This is a genomic window from Pseudoglutamicibacter cumminsii, assembly GCF_003143995.1.
Lineage (GTDB): Bacteria > Actinomycetota > Actinomycetes > Actinomycetales > Micrococcaceae > Pseudoglutamicibacter > Pseudoglutamicibacter cumminsii_B.
The window spans coordinates 184,035-203,656 of record NZ_QFWG01000001.1; the positions used below are offsets into that span (position 1 = coordinate 184,035).

Consider the following 19,622-nt stretch of genomic DNA (forward strand, 5'->3'; position numbering starts at 1 on the left):
GGTCAGTGTGCCTTTCCTTGTACTGAGCCGGAGGGGGCTGGTTCAGAGCTGGATGCGGTTGCAGTTTCGGTTGCGGTCCCCATGTCGATGGGGGAGAGGACTCCGTGGGTGAGCCACGTGCTGATCGCGTGCGCGAGTTGCGCTGAAGATGCGCTGTTCTCGTTTTGGTGGGTCAGCCAGTGGTCTACTGCGGAGAGGATGAAGCCGAGTGAGGCTTCTGCCCAGAGTGCTTCGAACTGTGCGCTGCTGGGGTGGGGTGTGACTTGCCGGAGCCCGAACGTCATGAGCGCGGTGATGTCGTTGCGGGCTTTCGCCGCCATGTCCGTGTGCATCGAGTTGCCGGATGGCATGACGCCGGCGGCGTTTTCTGGGTGCATCACGAATGCATACAGCGCTGGCGACCCTTGGGCTTGGTCGAGGTATTCGAGGATCATCGCGGTCAGGCCGTCTGCCGGGGTAGACGCTCGGCGGCCAGCGTCCATGACGTGCGCCTGGACGCGTTCGATGATCTTGTGTGAGATTGCGGCACGCAGCCCGTCTTTGTCCCCGAAGTATCGGTAGTAGACGGATTTCGATGTTTGTGCGGCTGACGCGATCTCGTCCATGGATAGCTGTGGCCCGCCCCGGTGGATGGCTCGGCGTGCAGCGGTGAGAAGTTCTTCTCGGCGTTGTTTCCGATGGTCTTCCCAGCGTGTCGCCCGGCCGTCGCCTTCGCGCGCGTCGCAGCTGAGGTCGTCGTCGACGTGCGTCGTGACGGCGCCTTCCGCTTTGTCGCTGTACATGGCTGTCCTCGTTTGTTTGGTGGAGTTTTCCAGAAGAGAAACTCATGTGAGGTATTTCACGATACCGATAGTATCAGGTACGCTGAGTATTGGTTGAATCACATGAGCCACTGTTGGCCACGAGTCCCACGAGAGAGGACACAGATCCGTGAACACGTCCCCAGAGAACAAGAAGGCTTCGGCGCCGCGCGACGTTGCGATCGTCGGCGGTAACCGCATTCCATTCGCTCGCGCCTACACCGCTTACGCTGACGTGTCCGAAAAGGACATGATGCTTGCGGCCCTCGATGGGCTGGTTGCCCGCTTTGGTCTGCAGGGCGAACGCCTCGGTGCAGTCGCGGCCGGCGCAGTCCTGAAGCACCCGAAAGATTTCAACCTGACCCGCGAGGTCGTTCTGGGGTCCCAGCTTGACCCAGCGACCCCAGCACACGACGTTCAAATGGCGTGTGCAACCGGCGTTGAAGCCGTCGGTTCTGTCGCGGACAAGATCGCTCACGGCCGCATCGACGTCGGCGTGGCTGGCGGCGTTGACAGCATTTCTGACGCGCCCGTCGTCGTGACCGACGGCCTGCGTAAGATCCTGGTGCGCCTCACGACCGCCAAGACCGTCAAGCAGAAGCTCGCGGCAATCGCGTCGATTCGCCCGTCCCACCTCAAGCCGGTTGCTCCGGGCACCGCCGAACCGCGCACCGGCCTGTCGATGGGTGAGCACCAAGCGATCACGAACGAACGTTGGGGAATCACACGCGAAGCCCAGGATGAGCTCGCGGCAGCAAGCCACCAGAACCTCGCGAAGGCCTACGAAGAGAACTTCTTCGACGACCTCATCACCGGTTTCCAGGGCCTGACCCGCGACAACAACATGCGTCCAGACTCGACCGTTGAGAAGCTCGCGAAGCTCAAGACCGTCTATGGCAAGAACCTCAAGTCGGAACCAACGATGACCGCTGGTAACTCGACCCCGCTGACCGACGGCGCATCGGCTGTTCTGTTGAGCTCGGTTGAATACGCCGACGAGAAGGGCCTGCCGAAGCTTGCGAAGCTCGTCGACTACGAGCTCGGCGCCGTCGACTTCGTGAGTGGCGAGGAAGGCCTGCTTATGGCTCCTGCCTACGCGGTTCCACGCATGCTCGAACGCAACGGCCTCACGCTGCAGGACTTCGATTTCTACGAGATCCACGAAGCGTTTGCGGGTACCGTCCTTTCGACCCTCAAGGCGTGGGAAGACGAAGAGTTCTGCAAGACCAAGCTCGGCTTGGATGCCCCACTTGGATCGATTGACCGCTCCAAGCTCAACGTCAAGGGGTCCTCGCTCGCGGCAGGCCACCCGTTCGCTGCGACCGGCGGCCGCATCATCGCGTCTGCCGCGAAGATGGTCCACGCCAAGGGCAACAAGGCACGCGCGCTCGTATCTGTGTGCGCGGCAGGCGGCCAGGGTGCCGTAGCAATCGTGGAGGCTTTCTAATGGCTGATCAGTACATGAAGTTCACCCAGGCTGGGTTCGGTAAGTTCCTGAGCAAGAAGCTCGGGTTGCCGCGCCCAACCACGTTGCGCCGCTACGAAGAAGGAGCGCCGCTCGTGCCCGGCACGGCGGTCGTGATCGGGCTGGAATCTCACCACGACAGCGCCAAGAAGGTCGCGGATCTGCTCGGAACCTGGGGCATCAACGCAACGGCTCATCCAGACTCAGTCCGCGGCGACATCGGCGCGATCATCTTGTGCACCGAGGAAATCAGCGATCCGGCTGAGCTTTCCCACGTCGCGATGACCGCGTCGCCTCTGGTCAAGAAGCTTGCGCGCACCGGCCGCGTCGTCGCGCTCATGCGTCCGGCCGACCAAGCCGCGAACGTAGCGCAAGCCAGCGCACGCGGCGCCGTGACCGGCATGATGCGCTCTCTCGCGCGCGAACTGCGCTGGGGCTCCACGGGCAACGGCATCGTTCTGGACAACGCGGTCGACGTCGACGCACCGAGCGTTCAGGCGGCACTTCGCTTCCTGCTCTCGGGCCGCTCGGCCTACGTTGACGGTCAGTTCATCGAGGTCACCAGCTCGCAAGGCACCCTTCCGGAGAACCCAGAGAAGCCACTCGACGGCAAGGTTGCCGCTGTCACGGGTGCCGCCCGCGGCATCGGCGCGGCCATCGCCAAGACCCTGGCACGCGACGGCGCACGCGTCATCGCGATCGACATGCCAGGCGCATCCGAATCCCTCACGAAGGTCGCCAACGAGATCAAGGGCACCGCGCTTCAGCTCGACGTGACGGCCGCAGACGCGGGTGAGCGCATCATCGAACACGCACGTCAGTTGCACGGCGGCCTCGACATCGTGATCCACAACGCCGGCATCACGCGTGACAAGCTGCTCGCCAACATGGATGAATCGCGTTGGAACAGCGTCATGGCAGTCAACCTCGAATCCCAGTTGCGTATGAACAAGCAGTTGCACGATGCGGGGCTCGAAGGTCTGCGCGTCGTGACGCTCGCCTCGACCTCCGGAATCGCCGGCAACCGAGGCCAAACAAACTACGCCGCCTCGAAGGCAGGCGTAATCTCGATGGTTGCGGCCGAAGCCGAGAAGTTCGCGGCCAACGGCGGCTCGATCAACGCGGTTGCTCCGGGATTCATCGAGACCGACATGACCGCCAAGATCCCGCTCGGCCCGCGCGTTGTTGGTCGTCTCGTGATGCCGAGCCTTCAGCAGGGTGGCCTGCCCGTCGATGTTGCAGAAGCGATCAGCTTCCTCGCATCGGACGGCGCGGGCGGCGTCAACGGCCAGACTCTGCGCGTGTGCGGCCAGAGCCTGATCGGAGCGTAAACATGGACATCCGTTATCTGGACGCGCTGCCAAGCCTCGGGAAGATCTACGCGAAAGCCGGAACGGAGGCCCTCAAGAAGCGGCCGAAAAAGGTCGCGCAAGGCAGCCTTCCAACCTACGGAGTAGGCGTACGCGACGTCACGATCTCCAGGGAAACCGTCAACGCCGTCAATCGCCACGTCGGGGCGCCAACCCGCGATTCCGTGCCGAGCATCGTGCTGTTCGGAACGGCGTTCCCGCTACTGATCGAGTTCATGCGTCAACCGGAGTTCCCGTTGCCGATGCTCGGGATGATCCACCTGACCAACACGGTTGAGCATCGCCGCAGCATCGTTCCGGGAGAGAAACTCACGTTCGAGGTGCGGCCGATTTCGCTCGACGCGCACCACGCAGGTGCGACGTGCGAGATCGAAACGCGCGTGCTCGACGAGGCCGGCGACGTGGTCTGGAAGGGAACCGGCGTGTTCCTTGCCAAGGGAGTTTCGCTAGACGGCGCGCAGAAGCCTGCGCGTCCCGAGCACGAGGTGCCTGAGCTCCCGCAGATGAACGCACAGTGGAGCTTCGGTCCGGGGGAAGGCCGCACGTGGGCCGGGATCTTGGGTGACTACAACCCGATCCACCTTTCGAACCTGAGCGCGAAGTTGCTGGGCATGAAGACCGCGATCGTTCACGGCGCAGACCTCGCGGCTCGCGCGCTCGCAGCAGTAGAGCCAGCCGACGCGACTGCGTGCGGGGGCTACGAATGGCACATCGAATTCGGTGCTCCCGTTCCGATCCCGTCCCGCATCAGCTTCAGCCAAACTGCGGGCAAGAAGGCGGAGAGCGCTAGCCAAAACCCTGGAGACGACGACGCCGGATTCGTCGGCTTCACCGGATTCAGCACCCGCAAGAAGCCGCGGGTCCACTTCACAGGCTATGTGCGTCTACTGAGCTCATAACCGCCTGGCGGTAGAGCTCCACAAGCGTTGAGGCGGTGGACTCCCACGAGAAATGCCGGCCGTGATCCGCGGCCGCAGTAACAACCTCGTGGGGGACACCGCCATTCGCCCACGGAGCCAAGGCTCGCGCCCATTCGCGGGGATCACGCGAATGGACCAACAAACCGTCAACGCCGTCGTCGATCAAATCAAGCAAACCACCCGCGGCATGTCCAACCACGGGAGTTCCGGTCGCCAGCGCCTCCGCAGCAACTAAGCCGAATGTCTCGTGACGCGACGGAACCAGAACAACATCCGCGGTCCGGTACATCAACGCGAGCCGATCCTGCATCATCGGCGGAATGAACGCGACCTTATCCTCAACACCACCTTCGCGCGCCCGCGCCACTAGATCCAGAGAACCCGGCCCGGACTGATCACCGATCATGACCAAGCTGGACTCCAGGCTGGCGTCCGTCAGCTCAGCCAGAGTATCCAGCGCGACGTCCGGGCCTTTATAGTCCTGAAAGCGTCCAGCAAACAGCATCTTGAGGCCGCTGGCAGAAACAGGCCACTGAGCTGCCGGGCCACCCGGATAAAACACGTTGCGATCAATTCCCGGGCGCACGATCCTGAGCTTTTCCGGTGGAACACCAACGTCGAGGCTCAGCTCATCGCGGTCGGTCGCGGTGTTAGCCGTCAGCGCGAACGTTTCGGCCGCGATGCGTCGTTCAGTTTGCTCGCGGAATGTTTCCGCAGGGCTAGGGGAGTGGCCGTGGTGCCGCTTGCGGGCAGCCGTCGTGTGGAACGTTGCGATCACCGGCCGGCCGTGAGCGGCCTTGAGCGCGGCATCTGCGGAGAGCCAATAATGCGCGTGAATCACATCGGCACCACGGAAAGAAGGATGGGCAGACAACTGTCGCGCGAACTCATCCGTGTACTGCGGGAGGACTTCCTTGGCGGCATCCGCTGGGCCTGCAGGCAACGTGTGGACGCGGTATCCCGGAGCCACTTCAACGGTTGAGTGATCGCCTCGCGTGAAAACATCCACGGTTGCTCCAGCGGCCGCGAGCGCACGCGACGTCTGGTCCACGAAAATGTTGAGGCCACCGGCATCACCCCCGCCAGCGGTGGCACGTGGCGACGTGTGCATGCTGATCACGGCGACGTGCATTTGGTCACACTCCAGGCAAGGGCGCAAAAGGGAACGAAGGAAAGCAAAACCAGCAAAAACGCCGGTATATGCGTTCTCATTCTAAGGCTCAGCGCACTTTGCGGATAGCTTGAGCGTCACTCTTACGACACACAGACGTCCCCTCGTTTTGGCATTCTGGAAAACCATGTGTAAAGTCTTTTCTGTTGTCTGCGGCCAGCACCGCTGAAAAGGAACTGGCCAAAGCCGCTCGCGCGGGTGGCGGAATAGGTAGACGCGCTAGCTTGAGGTGCTAGTCCTCGCATAAGAGGGTGGGGGTTCAAGTCCCCCTCCGCGCACGAACTGCCCAGGGTAGAAAAACCCGGCGCAGAAAAGCCCCGGCTTTCCGATTCGGAAAGCCGGGGCTTTTAGTTTTCCTAGCAACATGTTTCACGAGCAGCAGCTTGTTTCAAGAGCACTGCCATGACGAAGTTTCGTAGCTCTAAGCGCAGTATCTGATGCGCGTGAGCTGGGTTCTAGACTTATGAACATGTCAGACTCCGTGAGCAAGGCATCGGACACCGAGCCACGCTACTCAAGTGAACACGCCCCCGACGCACAGACGCGGGAGGCCCTCGATAAGGAAGTCGTGGACATCTGCCGCGACCTCATCCGCATCGACACCACCAACCGCGGCAGCTTCCCTGACGGAGCCAACGAACGCCCCGCGGCAGACATGGTGATGGAACTTCTCCAGGAGGTCGGTCTTGAACCGACCCTGTACGAAGCCGCGCCAGGCCGTGCCAGCGTCGTTGTGCGCATCGAAGGCCGTGAACCAGGCCTGCCTGCGCTTGTAGTCCATGGGCACCTCGACGTCGTCCCTGCGCAAGCCGAAGACTGGTCCGTTGACCCGTTTGCCGCTGAAATCAAGGACGGCATGATCTGGGGCCGCGGAGCCGTAGACATGAAGAACATGAACGCGATGATCCTCACCGCAGTGAGAGACATGGCGCGCCGCGGGATCAAACCACGACGAGACCTCATCGTCGCGTTCTTCGCAGACGAAGAAGCCGGCGGCGAATACGGCGCGCTGTGGCTCGTCAAAAACCATCCCGAGGTTTTCGAAGGCGCAACCGAAGCCATCAGCGAGGTCGGCGGCTACTCGACCACGATCAACGGCGAGCGCGTCTACCTCGTTCAGACAGCTGAAAAGGGCCGCGCGTGGGGCGCGCTGACAGCCCACGGACGCGCCGGCCACGGTTCCGCTGTGACCAACGAGAACCCCATCGTGCACCTGGCGAGCGCGATCGCGCGCATCGCAGGCGATGAGTGGCCGCGCGAATACAACGAGGCCACCGCGGCGCTGCTCGAAGGCATCGCGCACATTACGGGTACCGAGTTTGATCCGGAGAATCCTCAGCCGCAGCTCGATGCGCTGGGCCCAACCGTGAAGTTCATTGCGAACACGCTACAGACCACGAGCAACCCGACCGTTCTCAAGGCGGGCTACAAAGACAACGTGATCCCGCAGGAAGCCGTTGCCCGGCTCGATGTGCGTACGCTCCCTGGCCAGCACGAAGCGACCCTGGAACGCATTGCGGAGTTGGCGGGCGAGTACGTGACCTACAGCGTCGACCATCACCGGCCGTCTGTGAGCGCGCCGATCGAGGCTCCGATCTTCGATGCGATGCGTGAAGCGCTCAACCGTCACGATCCAGGCTGTCACGTGCTCCCGTACATGCTCGGCGCAGGTACTGACAACAATGCGCTGGCTGATCTGGGGATCAACGGCTACGGTTTCGCACCGCTCCTGTTGCCCGCCGAACTGGACTTCACCGGGATGTTCCACGGCATCGACGAACGCGTGCCGATCGATTCGATCATCTTCGGCCGGGCTGTGCTCTCCGAGTTCCTCTTGGATTACTAACTCGACTTCTAGCGCCCAAGATGAGCGCCCAAAGCTCTTAGAACTTTTCTACGTATGAAAGGACATCACCGTGTCTGACCGCGTTACTGCAATCTTGACCCCTGGCCTGCTCGCAACCCTGCGGGAGCGCGCACCAGAATTGGACCAGAACAACGAGTTCGCGTTCCAAGACGTGCACGACCTGGCCGAAGCCGGTTATTTCACAGCGACGCTGCCGATTGAGGAAGGCGGTGCGGGCTGGACCTTCGCTGACCTCGTGCGTGCCGAGCGGCTGCTCGCTGCAGCGGCGCCTGCCACGGCGTTGGCGGTGAACATGCACCAGGTGTGGTGCGGCGTCGACATGATCCTGCGTTCGTGGGGCGATGAGCGGCTCGCGTTCATGCGCAATTGGGTTGCTGAAGGTGAGCTGTTGGCTTTCGGTGTTTCAGAGCCGGGTAACGATGCGGTTCTGCTGGATTCGTACACGGAAGCCACGCCGGTTGATGGCGGCTACAGCCTCAACGGCCTCAAGGTCTTTACGTCGCTGGGCCCAGCGTGGACGCGCCTCGGGGTGATGGGTAAGCACGACGGCAAGCTGCTGTACGGCTTTGTTGAGCCGCAGGACGGCGTTCAGCGCGTCGGGGAGTGGGATGCCCTGGGCATGCGCGCTTCGGGTTCGTTCGCGACCAAGCTCACGGATGCTTTCATGAAGGAAGACACGATTCACACCCGCTTTGAACCGTGGGATGCCACCGAGCCGTTGGTTTCCGCGATCTTCGCTTCGTTCCTGACGCTCACGGGTTCTGTGTATGTAGGTATCGCGGATCGCGCGCTCGAGCTTGCTCGCCAAAGCGCGAGCGAACGCACGTCTCGCTCGACGGGTCTCGCATTGTCGCAGCAGCCTGCCGCGCGTGCGCCGATCGCTGAAGCTGGAATGAAGCAGATTGCGCTCGATGCAGTGGTTGAGTCGGTCGTCAACGAGCTCGATGGGGGACTCGCCCCGAGCCCCGAGACCGTGGCACGGTGGGTGACCTTGCGCACTATGGCAACGGATATCGCTCAGTCTCACATCGAGACCGCTCGTGCGCTCTCCGGCGGCGCAGGTTTTACTCGCACCTCAGAGATTTCGCGTCTGTACCGCGACATCGCTGCGGGTATCCACCACCCGTCCCAGCGCCCATCGGCCATGGAATCTGTGGCCAACTGGCTGGTTGGTCCAGTGGAACACACCGCGAACAGCTAGGTTGCATCCCTGTAGCGCGATAGTCTGCAGAGGTGGAATGGTTATACGCAGCGATCCTCGGCCTCGTTCAGGGGCTGACTGAGTTTCTTCCGATCTCTTCCTCTGCGCACTTGCGCATCGCGGGGTCTTTCCTGCCTGGCGGGTCTGACCCTGGTGCGGCATTCACCGCGATCACCCAGTTGGGTACCGAGACCGCGGTCTTGCTGTTCTTCTGGCGCGACATCGTGCGGATCATCAAGCAATGGTGTCTCTCGCTCGTGGGGAAGGTGTCCCGGAAAGACCCCGATGCGCGCATGGGCTGGCTGATCATCATCGGCTCGATCCCGATTGGCGTGCTCGGTTTGCTGCTCGAGAGCTACATCGACACGACCTTCCGCAGCCTCTGGATTGTCGCGTTCATGCTGGTGTTCTTCGGCTTGCTTTTGGCCGCCGCGGATGCGTTGGGTAAGCAGCGCCGTGAACTGAAGGACCTCACCGTCAAGCACGGTATTCTCTACGGTTTCTTCCAAGCGCTCGCTCTGATCCCAGGTGTGTCCCGTTCCGGTGGAACCATCACGGGTGGTTTGGCGCTCGGGTACTCACGTGAAGCCGCAACGCGGTATTCGTTCCTTTTGGCGATTCCGGCTGTCATGATTTCGGGTGGCTATAAGCTCGCGAAAGCAATGAGGGACGGTTTTGATGGACCGTATTCCGCAGGCCCTACCGCGCTTGCGACCGGTGTCGCGTTCGTTGTCGGCTTCGTCGTGATCGGCTGGCTGCTGCGCTACATTTCAACCCATTCGTTCCGCTTGTTTGTCTGGTACCGCATCGCGCTGGGATTCATCCTGTTCGTACTCTTGGGGCTTAATCTCATCGACCCGATGATCTAAGCGAACTAGACACGCGATAGCCTCGAGTCATACGAGTTGTGCTCGCGTTCAACCCCGTACCCTAAGGAGACCCCGTGCAGTCTTGGCCACGCCCTAACGTCCCGCAGGTTCCCGGACAACCACCCGTCATGCGGTTGTTCGACACGTCGACCGGGGCTATCGAGGAGGTCAGGACCACTGACCGCGCATCGATCTACGTGTGCGGAATTACCCCTTACGATGCGACTCACCTGGGCCACGCGTCGACGTACGTGACCTTTGACCTGCTGATCCGCCAGTGGCTCGATGCTGGGCTTGAGGTCAACTACATCCAGAACGTGACCGACATCGATGACCCGCTCCTTGAACGTGCGGAAGCCACCGGCGTGGACTGGGAATGGCTGGCTGAGGACCAGACGAACCTGTTCCGTGGCGATATGGAGGCGCTGCGCGTCATCCCGCCACACCATTACGTGGGTGCGGTTGCCGCGATTCCTTGGGTTGTCGAAGGCGTGGAGAAGATGCTCGCCGACGGGGTGGCCTATCGCGTGGACGGCACCGACGGGGAACCGGACGGCGATGTCTACTTTGACTCAGCTGCAGCCGCATCGGATGCGTGGCGGCTTGGCGACGTATCCCACTACGACGCCGAAACCATGAACGAGTTTTTCGCTGAACGCGGCGGCGACCCGAAACGCCCCGGCAAGCGTGACCCCCTGGATCCGTTGCTGTGGCGCGTGGCACGCGAAGGTGAGCCGTCCTGGGACGGCGGAACCCTGGGCGATGGCCGCCCCGGCTGGCACATCGAATGTTCCGTGATGGCGGCGCGCCTCAACGACGGCCCGCTCACGGTCCAGGCCGGCGGCAACGACTTGATCTTCCCGCACCACGAGTTCTCTGCCGGGCACACGGCTGCGGTCTCGGGGCATCGCCTCGCGGATCACTATGCGCACACGGGCATGGTCGGGCTTGAAGGCGTCAAGATGTCCAAGTCGCTCGGCAACCTTGTGCTGGTTTCGAAGCTGACGGCGGCGGGCCGTGATCCGCGCACTATCCGCGCGGTCATCCTGGATCACCACTACCGCGGCGATTGGTCGTTCGAAGACAGCGACCTGGACCGCGCAGACCAGCGCCTCGCGGCGTGGGAGAAGGCCCTGGGCCACACGAGCCGGCAGCAAGCCGAAGACGTGGTCGCTCGCATTCGTACGGCCCTGGCGAACGACCTCGACGCGCCGGCTGCTTTGGTCGCGCTCGACGAATGGGCCGGGGCCGTCGATGCGTCGGCTAAGGGTGCGGATGCTGCTGATGCGGAGGCAGCCGGCTTGGTTGCGGATGCCGTCAACGCGTTGCTGGGTATCGAACTCAAGCCAGCTCAGAGCTGGCAACTAGGGGGCTAGCGGCTAGCGGCTAGGAGCTAGAGCCTAGGAGCTCGGGTTCTCGCGTCCTGAAAGGTATCGACGCAGTTCCTCGGCGATCTTTTCGCCGTCAATCCGCTCGTGCGCCGGTGCCTGATCGTTTTCGGCCTGCCGTTCTTGCAACTGCGCTACCAAGGCGGACATGCGCGGGTCGTCCTCGACCGCATCGTCAAGCGCTTCCTCCCATTCCTTGGCGTGCTCACGCAAACTGTCGGTCGTCAGGTCCAGGCCCAAGTGCTCATCGAGCGCCGCAATCAAAGCGAGCTGCGCCTTAGGCGACTGCGTCGCAGCAACATAGTGCGGCACGTCGACCCACACATCCAAAACAGGCAGGCCCGCGGCCCACGCCGTATCGGAAAGCACCGAGACAATACCTGCGGGACCCACGTCATCGGACTGTTTCGCGTTCGTCAACGAACGCAAAACACGCGAATCCGACGTCAGGCGAGCGGTCACGTCCGAACTGTGCGGGATCTGCTCGGCGGTCGCGTGAAGAGCGGTCACCATCACGACGTTCAGGGCCTCAGCATGCATCAAGACCTCCCCAACAAAGGAGATCCACTGCAAGTTGGGTTCGGGACCCAAAGCGATCACGGCATCCAACCCGGTAGGGGTGCGGAAGCGGTGTAGGCGCGTCGTTGGCCACGAGAGTTTCAGGCTCCCGTTGGCTCCGGCTACGCGAGACGGGCGGTTGACGCGGAAATCGTAGTAGTCCTCGGGATTGAGCTTGGCGGCGACCGTCTGATCGACGTGTTCCAAAATCCATTCAGCCGCACCGGTCGCGGCTTGACCCGCGTTTTCGAAACCACCGAAAGCCGCGATCAACACCGCGGGGCGCCGCTCGTCTGCGCTGGAACCTGAAACCGGCTGAGCACGCACCCATTCCTTGACCGAATTGAACGCTTCTGTGTGCTCGTGTTCGCTGTTCACGTTTTCGGCCTCCTCAACCGGGTAGTAGTTTCGCGGTGCGTGTGGACGTAATGCAGTGGACGCCATGCAATGGAAGCAACGCAGGGGTTTAACGGCCTCTGTAATCGTTACCCTAGTCACCCTGACGGCGAGTGAAAAGGGCAACCTTGCACAGAGCCGCCGTTTGAGCCCCTAAGATATGAGTCATGCCTACCGAACGTGCCACGCATCCGTGGTACAACCGCCCGCTCCCTCTCGGGAGTATCGGTGGCGTACCCGTTTCGTTGTCGACGTCATGGTTTTTCGTCGCAGTCGTGCTCGCTATCGCGGTTGCGGTGGTGGTTCAGGACTGGCTACCGGGAACGTCTACGCCTGTTGCGATTCTGATGGGGCTTCTGCAGACCCTAGCGTTGATGTTCTCGGTGCTGATCCACGAGGTGGCTCACGCTCTGGTCGCTAAGGCTTTGGGCTGGAAGACCACCGGCATCGAGGTCACGCTGTGGGGCGGGCACACGAGTTTCACCACAACGAATCCGAAGGCTTCGCAGTCTTTCCTAGTCTCGATCGTGGGGCCTCTGACTAACCTCGCGCTCGCGGCCGTCATCTATTCGCCGGTGTGGTTTGGCGTTGATCTTCCGGAAGGGCCGCTGCGCTTCTTTATTCTGATGACGGTGGTCGCGAATCTCGCGATCGGTGTGTTCAATCTGTTGCCTGGTCTGCCGCTGGATGGCGGCCGGGTTGTTGAATCGATTGTGTGGGGTCTCGCTGGCCGTCAGCCGATCGGGACGATCGTCGCCGGCTGGCTGGGTGGCATTCTGGCTCTCGCGGCTGGCGTGGGCGTCGTCGTGTTCTTGTTGCGGGCGGAGCAGCGTGTCACATTCGTGACGCTTTTGATGCTTCTGGTCATGATTGTCCCGTTGCTCGATGGCGCTATTAAGTCCGTGCGGATCGGCCGGTTGCGCTTACGGATCGAAGGCATGCAGGCGGGCCACTTGGTGAGCCCGGTGGTGCGCCTTGCGCCTCATGCTTCTGTTGCCGATGCGGTTGAAGCCGGCGTTTTTGAGGACACCGTGGTCGTGGTGTTGAGTCCGGATGGCACGCGTTTGTTACGGGTGCGTCCGGAGCCGCTGCGCAGGATGGCCCCGGCTGTGTACGCAGGTACGCCCGTTATGCATGTTGCGGTTGATGCGATGGATGCCCACGTTGTGTCCGCTGAGGCTGACGGTGATATTTTGGCTCGGGCCGCGCTGGATTCGGAGACGGGGACGGTGCTGGTCGTGGATTCGCGGCAGCGGTGCATTGGCGCTGTGCGTCGTGAAAGCGTTGTTAAGGCGCTTGAAGGGCGCTGAACGAAAGGACTGGATTGTGGCTGTTGGTGCTGAGCATCGTCGTGGACCGTTCAAGGTTGGCGACCGGGTGCAGGTCACGGATGAGCGCCGGCGTGTGCATACTCTGACCCTCAAGGAGGGCGGGGAGTTCCATACGCATGTTGGTGTTTTGTTCCACGATCAGCTGATTGGCCAGCCTGAGGGCAGCGTCGTCGAGAACACGGAAGGTGTTCGCTATCAGGCGCTGCGTCCGTTGCTGAAGGATTTCGTGTTGTCGATGCCGCGTGGCGCGACGGTCGTGTACCCGAAAGACGCGGGGCAGATCGTGACGATGGGCGACATCTATCCGGGTGCGCGCGTCGTGGAGGCCGGCGTTGGTTCTGGCGCGCTCACGATTTCGTTGTTGCGCGCGGTGGGTGACACGGGCATGGTTCATTCGTTCGAGCGTCGCGAAGAGTTTGCCGACATTGCGCGTGGCAACATCGCCGCGATGTTCGGTGAGGTTCCGCCGTCGTTCCGGTTGTCTTTGGGCGATTTCCAGGAGCGCGTGGTTGAGGAGCATGAGCCGGGCAGCGTGGACCGCGTGGTTTTGGACATGCTTTCGCCGTGGGAATGCATCGACGCGGTGGCGACCGTTTTGGCCCCGGGCGGGGTGTGGGTCAACTACGTTGCGACGGTGACTCAGCTGTCCCGCGTGATCGAGGCGATTCGCGCGGACGGTCGCTTCACTGAGCCTGAGGCCTTCGAGTCGATGGTGCGCGGCTGGCACGTTGAGGGTTTGGCTGTGCGCCCGGATCACCGGATGGTGGCTCACACTGGTTTCTTGATGACGGTGCGCAGGCTCGCTGACGGCGCCGTCGGGATCCCCGGAGCCCGGCGCGTCAAGGAAGTGAACTTCCCTGCGGAGGATGTGTCTGCGTGGACTGCCGACCACGATCCCGAGGCCTGGACTCACGAGGGCTTGGGCGAACGTGGCTTGTCGGCTAAGAAGCTGCGCCGCTCAGCGCGCGACGCGGTGGCGATGGGGCGCGCCGCGGGCGCCGAACTTCCCGATGCGGGCAGCGGAGCGGAAGTCACGAAGTCTGAGTAGGTAGCGGAGTCACGCTCGTGCTCGGCGTAGTTGCCAACACGTAGGGTGGACGTATGAGCGATCAAGCAACCACCCCGTCGTCCTCACCGGCTCCAGGTGCTGAGGCAGCGAGCGAGCTTGCAGAGGTTAGAAGCCGCAACGTCGAGCTGTCCCGCCGAACCGAAGATTTGAACCGGCAGAACGCCCGGCTCGTGGATGCGTTGCGTCGTTCACGTGAGGCGATCGACGGGCTACGGGCTTCGTTGGAGCGGGACGGTGACTTCCCGCTAACGCATGCCGTGGTGTTGGCTCGGCATGAAGCGATCACTGACCGAACCCGCGCGATCCCGGGGGCATCCGGGGCAGGCGTGGACATCCTTCACGCTGGCCGAACCGTACGCACCGGGATTTCGCCTTTGTTGGAAAGCGATCTTGTTGTCCCCGGCGCCGAGGTCTTGGTCAACGAGTCACTCATCGTCGTGGCGGTTCTTGGCCAGCGGGAGACCGGTGCCGTGATGACGGTGGTCGACACGCTTGATGCCGATCGGCTTGTTGTGTCGATGCGGACGGGGGAGCGGGTTGTCGTCCGGGCGGCGCAGGCTCTCGTGCGACGCGGTGTGCGGCCTGGTGAGCTCGTGCTCGTGGACGCCAAGACGGACATGGCGTTGTCCACGATCACGGTGGATTCGGGGACCTCTGGTCTGCAGTTGGCTGAGGTACCGCAGACGACGTACCAGATGATCGGCGGCTTGGATCAGCAGATCACGCAGGTGCGTGACGCGATCGAACTCCCGTTCATCCACCGCGAAAAATTCGAAACGTACGGCCTCGAAGCCCCACGAGGGGTTCTGTTGTATGGCCCTCCAGGGACCGGCAAGACGATGATCGCGCAAGCCGTCGCCCATGCGCTGAGCGAGCAGACCGGTTCATCCGCATACTTCCTCAACGTCAAAGGCCCCGAACTGCTCGATAAGTTCGTGGGCGAAACCGAACGCCACATCCGCCTGATCTTCGACCAGGCCCGCGAACAAGCGGCAGCAGGCCACCCCGTCGTTGTGTTCTTCGATGAGATGGACGCACTGTTCCGCACCCGCGGAACCGGTGTGTCCTCCGATGTTGAAACCACGATTGTGCCGCAGCTTCTCGCCGAAATCGACGGGGTAGAGAAGCTTTCGAACGTACTCGTGATCGGCGCGACCAACCGCGCCGACATGCTTGACCCTGCCCTTTTGCGCCCTGGGCGCCTCGACGTCAAGGTGCGCATCGAACGCCCCGACCGCGCGGCAACGCTCGACATCCTGAGCCGCTACCTCAACACCGACACCCCACTTGCCGCAAGCGAGCTCAGCCGGCACACCGGTGCGGCCGCGGCGGCCGCCCACTTGCGCGAAGTAGTGGCCCACGAAGTCTTCGAGGTTGAGGCGCCGCTGTTTGAATGCCTGGATGACGACGGCGGAACCCACTACATCGGTAGGTCGCAGCTCATCTCGGGCGCGGTGATCAAAGCGATCGTGGACCGGGCTAAGCGAACCGCCATCAAACGCGACATCGAAGGCGGCGAACCGGGCCTCGATGAGTCCGCGGTGCGCTCAGCCGTGCAGGGCGAGTTCGCGCACTCGGGGCACATGCCAACGCAAGGATCCCCGGACGAATGGGCCCGCATCCTGGGCCTCAGCACGCCAGCCGGCACCCGCATCGTGAGCGTGCGCCGCATCGAACACAGCGAGCAGTAGACATGACTGAAACGCAGTATCCAGTTCCAGATGGGCTGACAGCGGCCGGCCTCGTGGGCCGAACGCCCGGCGAGCGCGTCATGGGAACCGAGACCGAATACGGGATCATCGCGCCCGGCTCAGAACTCACGCCAACGCAGCTCTCCGCGGCGGTTGTCACGGCGATGGGGGAGGCGCTTGAAGAGCTCGGCTCGGCGAGCGCTACGGCCCCGTGGGATTACCTGCACGAGCGCCCTCTGGATGATGCTCGTGGATTTTCGGTGCGGCGTGCCGACGCTCACGAATCGCAGCTGACGCATGAGGGTGCCTCTGTCGCGGCTGGAGCTTCGGTAGCTGGCGACTGTGCCGGCGCTGGAACGGGCGCTGCCGGAGCGGGTGCGTCTGGCGGCCGGATCCTCATGAACTCGGTTTTGGGCAACGGCGCGCGTTTCTATGTCGATCACGCGCACCCCGAGTACTCCTCACCCGAGACCACAAATTCTTATGATGCCGCGGTGTGGGATCAAGCGGGGGACCGCCTCGCGAGCGTGGCCGCCCGCTACGCGAGCGAGCGCATCGGGCACGAAGTGATCCTGCACAAGAACAACGTTGACGGCAAGGGCGCCTCGTACGGGACGCACGAGAACTACTTGACGCCGCGGGCTCTGCCGTTCGACGCGCTAGTTGCGGGGCTGTTGCCGTTCTTCGCGTCGCGGCACATCGTGTGCGGTTCGGGCCGCGTCGGGCTCGGGCAGTTCGGGGAGCAGGCAGGTTTTCAGATCTCGCAGCGCGCTGACTATTTCGAGCAACGCGTTGGGCTGGAGACGACGTTGCGGCGGCCCCTGGTCAACACGCGCGATGAACCACACGGGCAGAGCGATCGCTTCCGCCGGCTGCATGTGATCGTTGGGGACGCGAACTGTTGGGGCGTTTCGACCCAGGTTCGGCTCGGTGCAACGAACTGGGTTTTGCGGCTCATCGAAGCGGGGCGTATGCCGCGCATCGAGCTCGCCGACCCTGTTGCGGCCGTCAAGGTGTTCTCTCAGGATCCGTCTCTTCGCGCCACAGTTACCACGGTTGATGGCCGCAGCCTCAGCGGTCTGGACATCCAGGAAATGTTCCTGGAAGCAGCAGAGACGTATGCGGCAGAGGACAGGGCGGCAGAACAGGCGGCGTCCGATGCGGTCAGCTCTGGCGCTGAACGTGGCGTGCTCGTCTTGTGGCGCCGGATCGTCGATGCGTTGCGCGCAGACGATCCGGTGGCCGACCGGCTGGTTGAATGGCGCGGCAAATACTCGTTGTTGCGTGCCTATGCGGCTAGAGCCGGCCTTGACGCCGCGGACCCCGCCACATGGGATGCAGACCAGCTGAAACTGATCGACCTTCAATGGTCTGACCTGCGGGCAGGCAAAGGGCTTGCGTGGGCGCTCGAACGCGCCGGCAAAGCAGAAACCGTACTCGCGGAAGCCGACATCCAAGCCGCACTCACCACACCTCCAGCGACGACCCGGGCATGGGCACGCGGCCAGGCCGTGAGCACATTCGGAACCCAACTGACATCCGCATCGTGGGACAGCCTGACCTTCGACGTCGACGGCCGCATCGAACGCATCGACATGCCGGTTCCGTGGGCCGCAACCAAGCACGAAGTCAGCACCTTATCGCTCGGTGAGTTCTGCACCGGCATCGAGCAGTCAACACACGCCCACGAACCCAGCCCGAGCGACCCACACACCCTCTAACACGCCGGTTTGTAGCATGGAAGATAACGAGAACCGGCCCACGAGCTAAGGAGAACAACATGGCTCAGGAACGTATTAACCAGCAGAGCTCAACACCTGCGGAACAGAGCAGCGAAACCGTCGACGCCCCGCAGATCAACACGCAGGGTCAGGACGCCGGTGTGGACTCGATCCTTGACGAAATCGACGGCCTCCTGGAAACCAACGCCTCCGAATTCGTCTCCGGCTACGTCCAAAAGGGCGGGCAGTGAGCCTAGACAATGTAGCCGCGAACCGCATCGTAGGCCTGGAGACTGAATACGGGCTCGCCTACAGCGCCCGCAGCGGCCGCGCACCAGAGGTCGACGACGTCGCTAAGCACCTGTTCCAGCCGGTGATCGACTGGGGGAGGGCCACGTCGGTGTTCCTGCCGAACGGTTCGCGGCTCTACCTCGATGTGGGGTCTCACCCCGAGATCGCGACCGCGGAATGCTCGCTACTGAGCGAAGTCCTCGAGCAAGACCGAGCGGGAGCGCGAACTCTCGAACGGCTCGCACAGATAGCGCAAGATGCCTGGGAGGACTCCCCGCACCCTGGAACCATCCACCTGCTGCGCAACAATGTGGACTCGGCAGGTAACGCGTTCGGTTGCCACGAAAACTATATGATTCCGCGCAAACTCGGTGCCGCACGTCTTGCGCACACGCTCATCCCGTTCTTGGTGACTCGCCCGCTGATTTGCGGGGCGGGCCATATCCGTCTGATCGATGACCGGCCGCGGTACGTGCTTTCTCCGCGCGCCCGGCACATGTGGGAAGCCGTGTCATCTGGTTCGACGCGCTCCCGCCCGATGATCAACACGCGCGATGAACCACACGCGGATGCCGCGAAGCATCGCCGCCTGCACGTGATCGTGGGGGACACCAACGTCTCAGAGGCATCAACGCTTGTGAAGATCGCTTCGACGTGGCTTGTGCTGGATTGGATCGAAGCCGGCGGCAGGTCTGAACTCGGAGAGATTGATCAGCCCGTGGATTCGCTGCGTGCCGTGTCTGATGACGCAGACGGCCACACGATGCTGACCTTCGACACGGGGCGCCGCATGAGCGCGGTTGACGTTCAAGACTATTTCTATGAACAAGCCGCAGCACACGCTCAACGCAACGGCGCAATCGAGCGCGATCCGCTGATGCGTACCGCGCTGGATCTGTGGCGCCAGACGCTCGATGCGTGGCATGCCGAAGACCTCACTAGCGTCGCGACGACGCTGGATTTTGAAGCGAAGCGGCGCCTTCTGGACCGCTACGCGCAACGCCGAGGAGTCGACTGGGACGATGCCTCGGTACGCCGCCTCGAGCTCGCCTATCACGAACTCGCTCAGCCTCATGCCGCGTCACTCCAGGAAAAGCTCGAGACATCCGGGCTGCTTGAACGCATCACAACGCCCGATGCGGTTGAGACTGCACGTGTACGTCCTCCTCACACGACGCGAGCGCTATCCCGCGGCGCCTTGATCGCGGCGAGCCACGCAAGCGGGGCAAGCTATAAAGCGGACTGGATGACGTTCCGGCTCAGCGACGTAACCGAGACCAAAGTCCTCATGCCAGACCCACTTGAGGCCGCATCGTCGGCTGCATCTGAGCTCATTTCCACGCTTCCTGGGAGCCATAAGGGCACGGAACCTGAAGCGAGTGCCGCCGCGATCATCGACGCGGTTTTCTCAAGCCTTGACGAAGACTCTATGGTCCCCGGCGGACTGTAGAGTTAACCCACAAGACGTAACGTCACGCATTCTGTAACGTCACGGCGGCCCCGCCGTGTGCAAA

General features: G+C 62.6%; 16 protein-coding genes and 1 tRNA gene. 14 read left to right on the forward strand and 3 right to left on the reverse strand.

What is annotated here, in order from left to right; genetic code table 11:
- Nucleotides 1-2 precede the first annotated feature (2 nt).
- On the reverse strand, nucleotides 3-782 hold the full coding sequence (locus CAY35_RS00870) for a TetR/AcrR family transcriptional regulator (RefSeq protein ID WP_109302922.1): 780 nt from the start codon (nucleotides 780-782) through the stop codon (nucleotides 3-5).
- Between the two features lie 148 nt (nucleotides 783-930).
- Between CAY35_RS00870 and CAY35_RS00875 the strand changes: the two genes are divergently transcribed.
- Genes CAY35_RS00875 through CAY35_RS00885 form a run of 3 tightly spaced genes read left to right on the forward strand, consistent with a single transcriptional unit; the run spans nucleotide 931 to nucleotide 4,534 of the window.
- Complete coding sequence (locus tag CAY35_RS00875; RefSeq protein ID WP_109302923.1) at nucleotides 931-2,247, forward strand: acetyl-CoA C-acetyltransferase; 1,317 nt, start codon at nucleotides 931-933, stop codon at nucleotides 2,245-2,247.
- Nucleotides 2,247-3,596 carry a 3-oxoacyl-ACP reductase gene (locus tag CAY35_RS00880; protein WP_109302924.1) on the forward strand — a complete coding sequence of 450 codons (1,350 nt, stop codon included), beginning with the start codon at nucleotides 2,247-2,249 and terminating at the stop codon, nucleotides 3,594-3,596. Before CAY35_RS00875 ends, CAY35_RS00880 begins: the two co-directional genes overlap by 1 nt.
- A 2-nt stretch (nucleotides 3,597-3,598) precedes the next feature.
- Complete coding sequence (locus CAY35_RS00885) at nucleotides 3,599-4,534, forward strand: MaoC/PaaZ C-terminal domain-containing protein (protein ID WP_109302925.1); 936 nt, start codon at nucleotides 3,599-3,601, stop codon at nucleotides 4,532-4,534.
- On the opposite strand, the gene CAY35_RS00890 is transcribed toward CAY35_RS00885, so the two are convergent.
- Nucleotides 4,503-5,687 carry a glycosyltransferase gene (locus CAY35_RS00890; RefSeq protein WP_109302926.1) on the reverse strand — a complete coding sequence of 395 codons (1,185 nt, stop codon included), beginning with the start codon at nucleotides 5,685-5,687 and terminating at the stop codon, nucleotides 4,503-4,505. The genes CAY35_RS00885 and CAY35_RS00890 overlap by 32 nt on opposite strands.
- Before the next feature lie 231 nt (nucleotides 5,688-5,918).
- On the opposite strand from CAY35_RS00890, the gene CAY35_RS00895 reads away from it, so the two are divergent.
- The 5 genes from CAY35_RS00895 to mshC all read left to right on the forward strand — a co-directional run bounded on the left by CAY35_RS00895 (nucleotide 5,919) and on the right by mshC (nucleotide 11,039).
- A tRNA-Leu gene (locus CAY35_RS00895) sits at nucleotides 5,919-6,004 on the forward strand.
- Between the two features lie 191 nt (nucleotides 6,005-6,195).
- Nucleotides 6,196-7,572 (forward strand): M20/M25/M40 family metallo-hydrolase, encoded by a 1,377-nt coding sequence (locus tag CAY35_RS00900; RefSeq protein ID WP_109302927.1) that lies wholly within the window; start codon nucleotides 6,196-6,198, stop codon nucleotides 7,570-7,572.
- Between the two features lie 70 nt (nucleotides 7,573-7,642).
- Nucleotides 7,643-8,794 (forward strand): acyl-CoA dehydrogenase family protein, encoded by a 1,152-nt coding sequence (locus tag CAY35_RS00905; protein ID WP_109302928.1) that lies wholly within the window; start codon nucleotides 7,643-7,645, stop codon nucleotides 8,792-8,794.
- A gap of 32 nt (nucleotides 8,795-8,826) precedes the next feature.
- Nucleotides 8,827-9,663 carry an undecaprenyl-diphosphate phosphatase gene (locus CAY35_RS00910; RefSeq protein WP_109302929.1) on the forward strand — a complete coding sequence of 279 codons (837 nt, stop codon included), beginning with the start codon at nucleotides 8,827-8,829 and terminating at the stop codon, nucleotides 9,661-9,663.
- A gap of 74 nt (nucleotides 9,664-9,737) precedes the next feature.
- The gene (mshC, locus tag CAY35_RS00915; protein WP_109302930.1) at nucleotides 9,738-11,039 is read left to right on the forward strand and encodes a cysteine--1-D-myo-inosityl 2-amino-2-deoxy-alpha-D-glucopyranoside ligase; all 1,302 of its coding nucleotides are present in this window, start codon (nucleotides 9,738-9,740) and stop codon (nucleotides 11,037-11,039) included.
- A 24-nt stretch (nucleotides 11,040-11,063) separates the two neighbouring features.
- Here mshC and CAY35_RS00920 read toward each other — a convergent pair whose 3' ends face one another.
- Complete coding sequence (locus tag CAY35_RS00920) at nucleotides 11,064-12,053, reverse strand: PAC2 family protein (RefSeq protein WP_109302931.1); 990 nt, start codon at nucleotides 12,051-12,053, stop codon at nucleotides 11,064-11,066.
- Between the two features lie 119 nt (nucleotides 12,054-12,172).
- On the opposite strand from CAY35_RS00920, the gene CAY35_RS09775 reads away from it, so the two are divergent.
- The 6 genes from CAY35_RS09775 to CAY35_RS00950 are packed head-to-tail and all read left to right on the forward strand — an operon-like array spanning nucleotide 12,173 to nucleotide 19,558.
- The gene (locus CAY35_RS09775) at nucleotides 12,173-13,315 is read left to right on the forward strand and encodes a site-2 protease family protein (protein WP_109302932.1); all 1,143 of its coding nucleotides are present in this window, start codon (nucleotides 12,173-12,175) and stop codon (nucleotides 13,313-13,315) included.
- Nucleotides 13,281-14,384, forward strand: a complete 1,104-nt coding sequence (locus CAY35_RS00930; protein WP_375231726.1) for a tRNA (adenine-N1)-methyltransferase — start codon at nucleotides 13,281-13,283, stop codon at nucleotides 14,382-14,384. Before CAY35_RS09775 ends, CAY35_RS00930 begins: the two co-directional genes overlap by 35 nt.
- 53 nt (nucleotides 14,385-14,437) lie before the next feature.
- A complete protein-coding gene (gene arc, locus CAY35_RS00935; protein WP_109302934.1) occupies nucleotides 14,438-16,096 on the forward strand; it encodes a proteasome ATPase in 1,659 nt (552 codons plus the stop codon).
- Between the two features lie 2 nt (nucleotides 16,097-16,098).
- Nucleotides 16,099-17,817 (forward strand): depupylase/deamidase Dop, encoded by a 1,719-nt coding sequence (gene dop, locus CAY35_RS00940; RefSeq protein ID WP_181377432.1) that lies wholly within the window; start codon nucleotides 16,099-16,101, stop codon nucleotides 17,815-17,817.
- Between the two features lie 59 nt (nucleotides 17,818-17,876).
- Nucleotides 17,877-18,068 carry a ubiquitin-like protein Pup gene (locus CAY35_RS00945; protein ID WP_109302935.1) on the forward strand — a complete coding sequence of 64 codons (192 nt, stop codon included), beginning with the start codon at nucleotides 17,877-17,879 and terminating at the stop codon, nucleotides 18,066-18,068.
- Nucleotides 18,065-19,558: a proteasome accessory factor PafA2 family protein gene (locus CAY35_RS00950; protein WP_181377433.1), complete on the forward strand. Its 1,494-nt coding sequence runs from the start codon at nucleotides 18,065-18,067 to the stop codon at nucleotides 19,556-19,558. Before CAY35_RS00945 ends, CAY35_RS00950 begins: the two co-directional genes overlap by 4 nt.
- The last annotated feature ends 64 nt before the right edge of the window (nucleotides 19,559-19,622 follow it).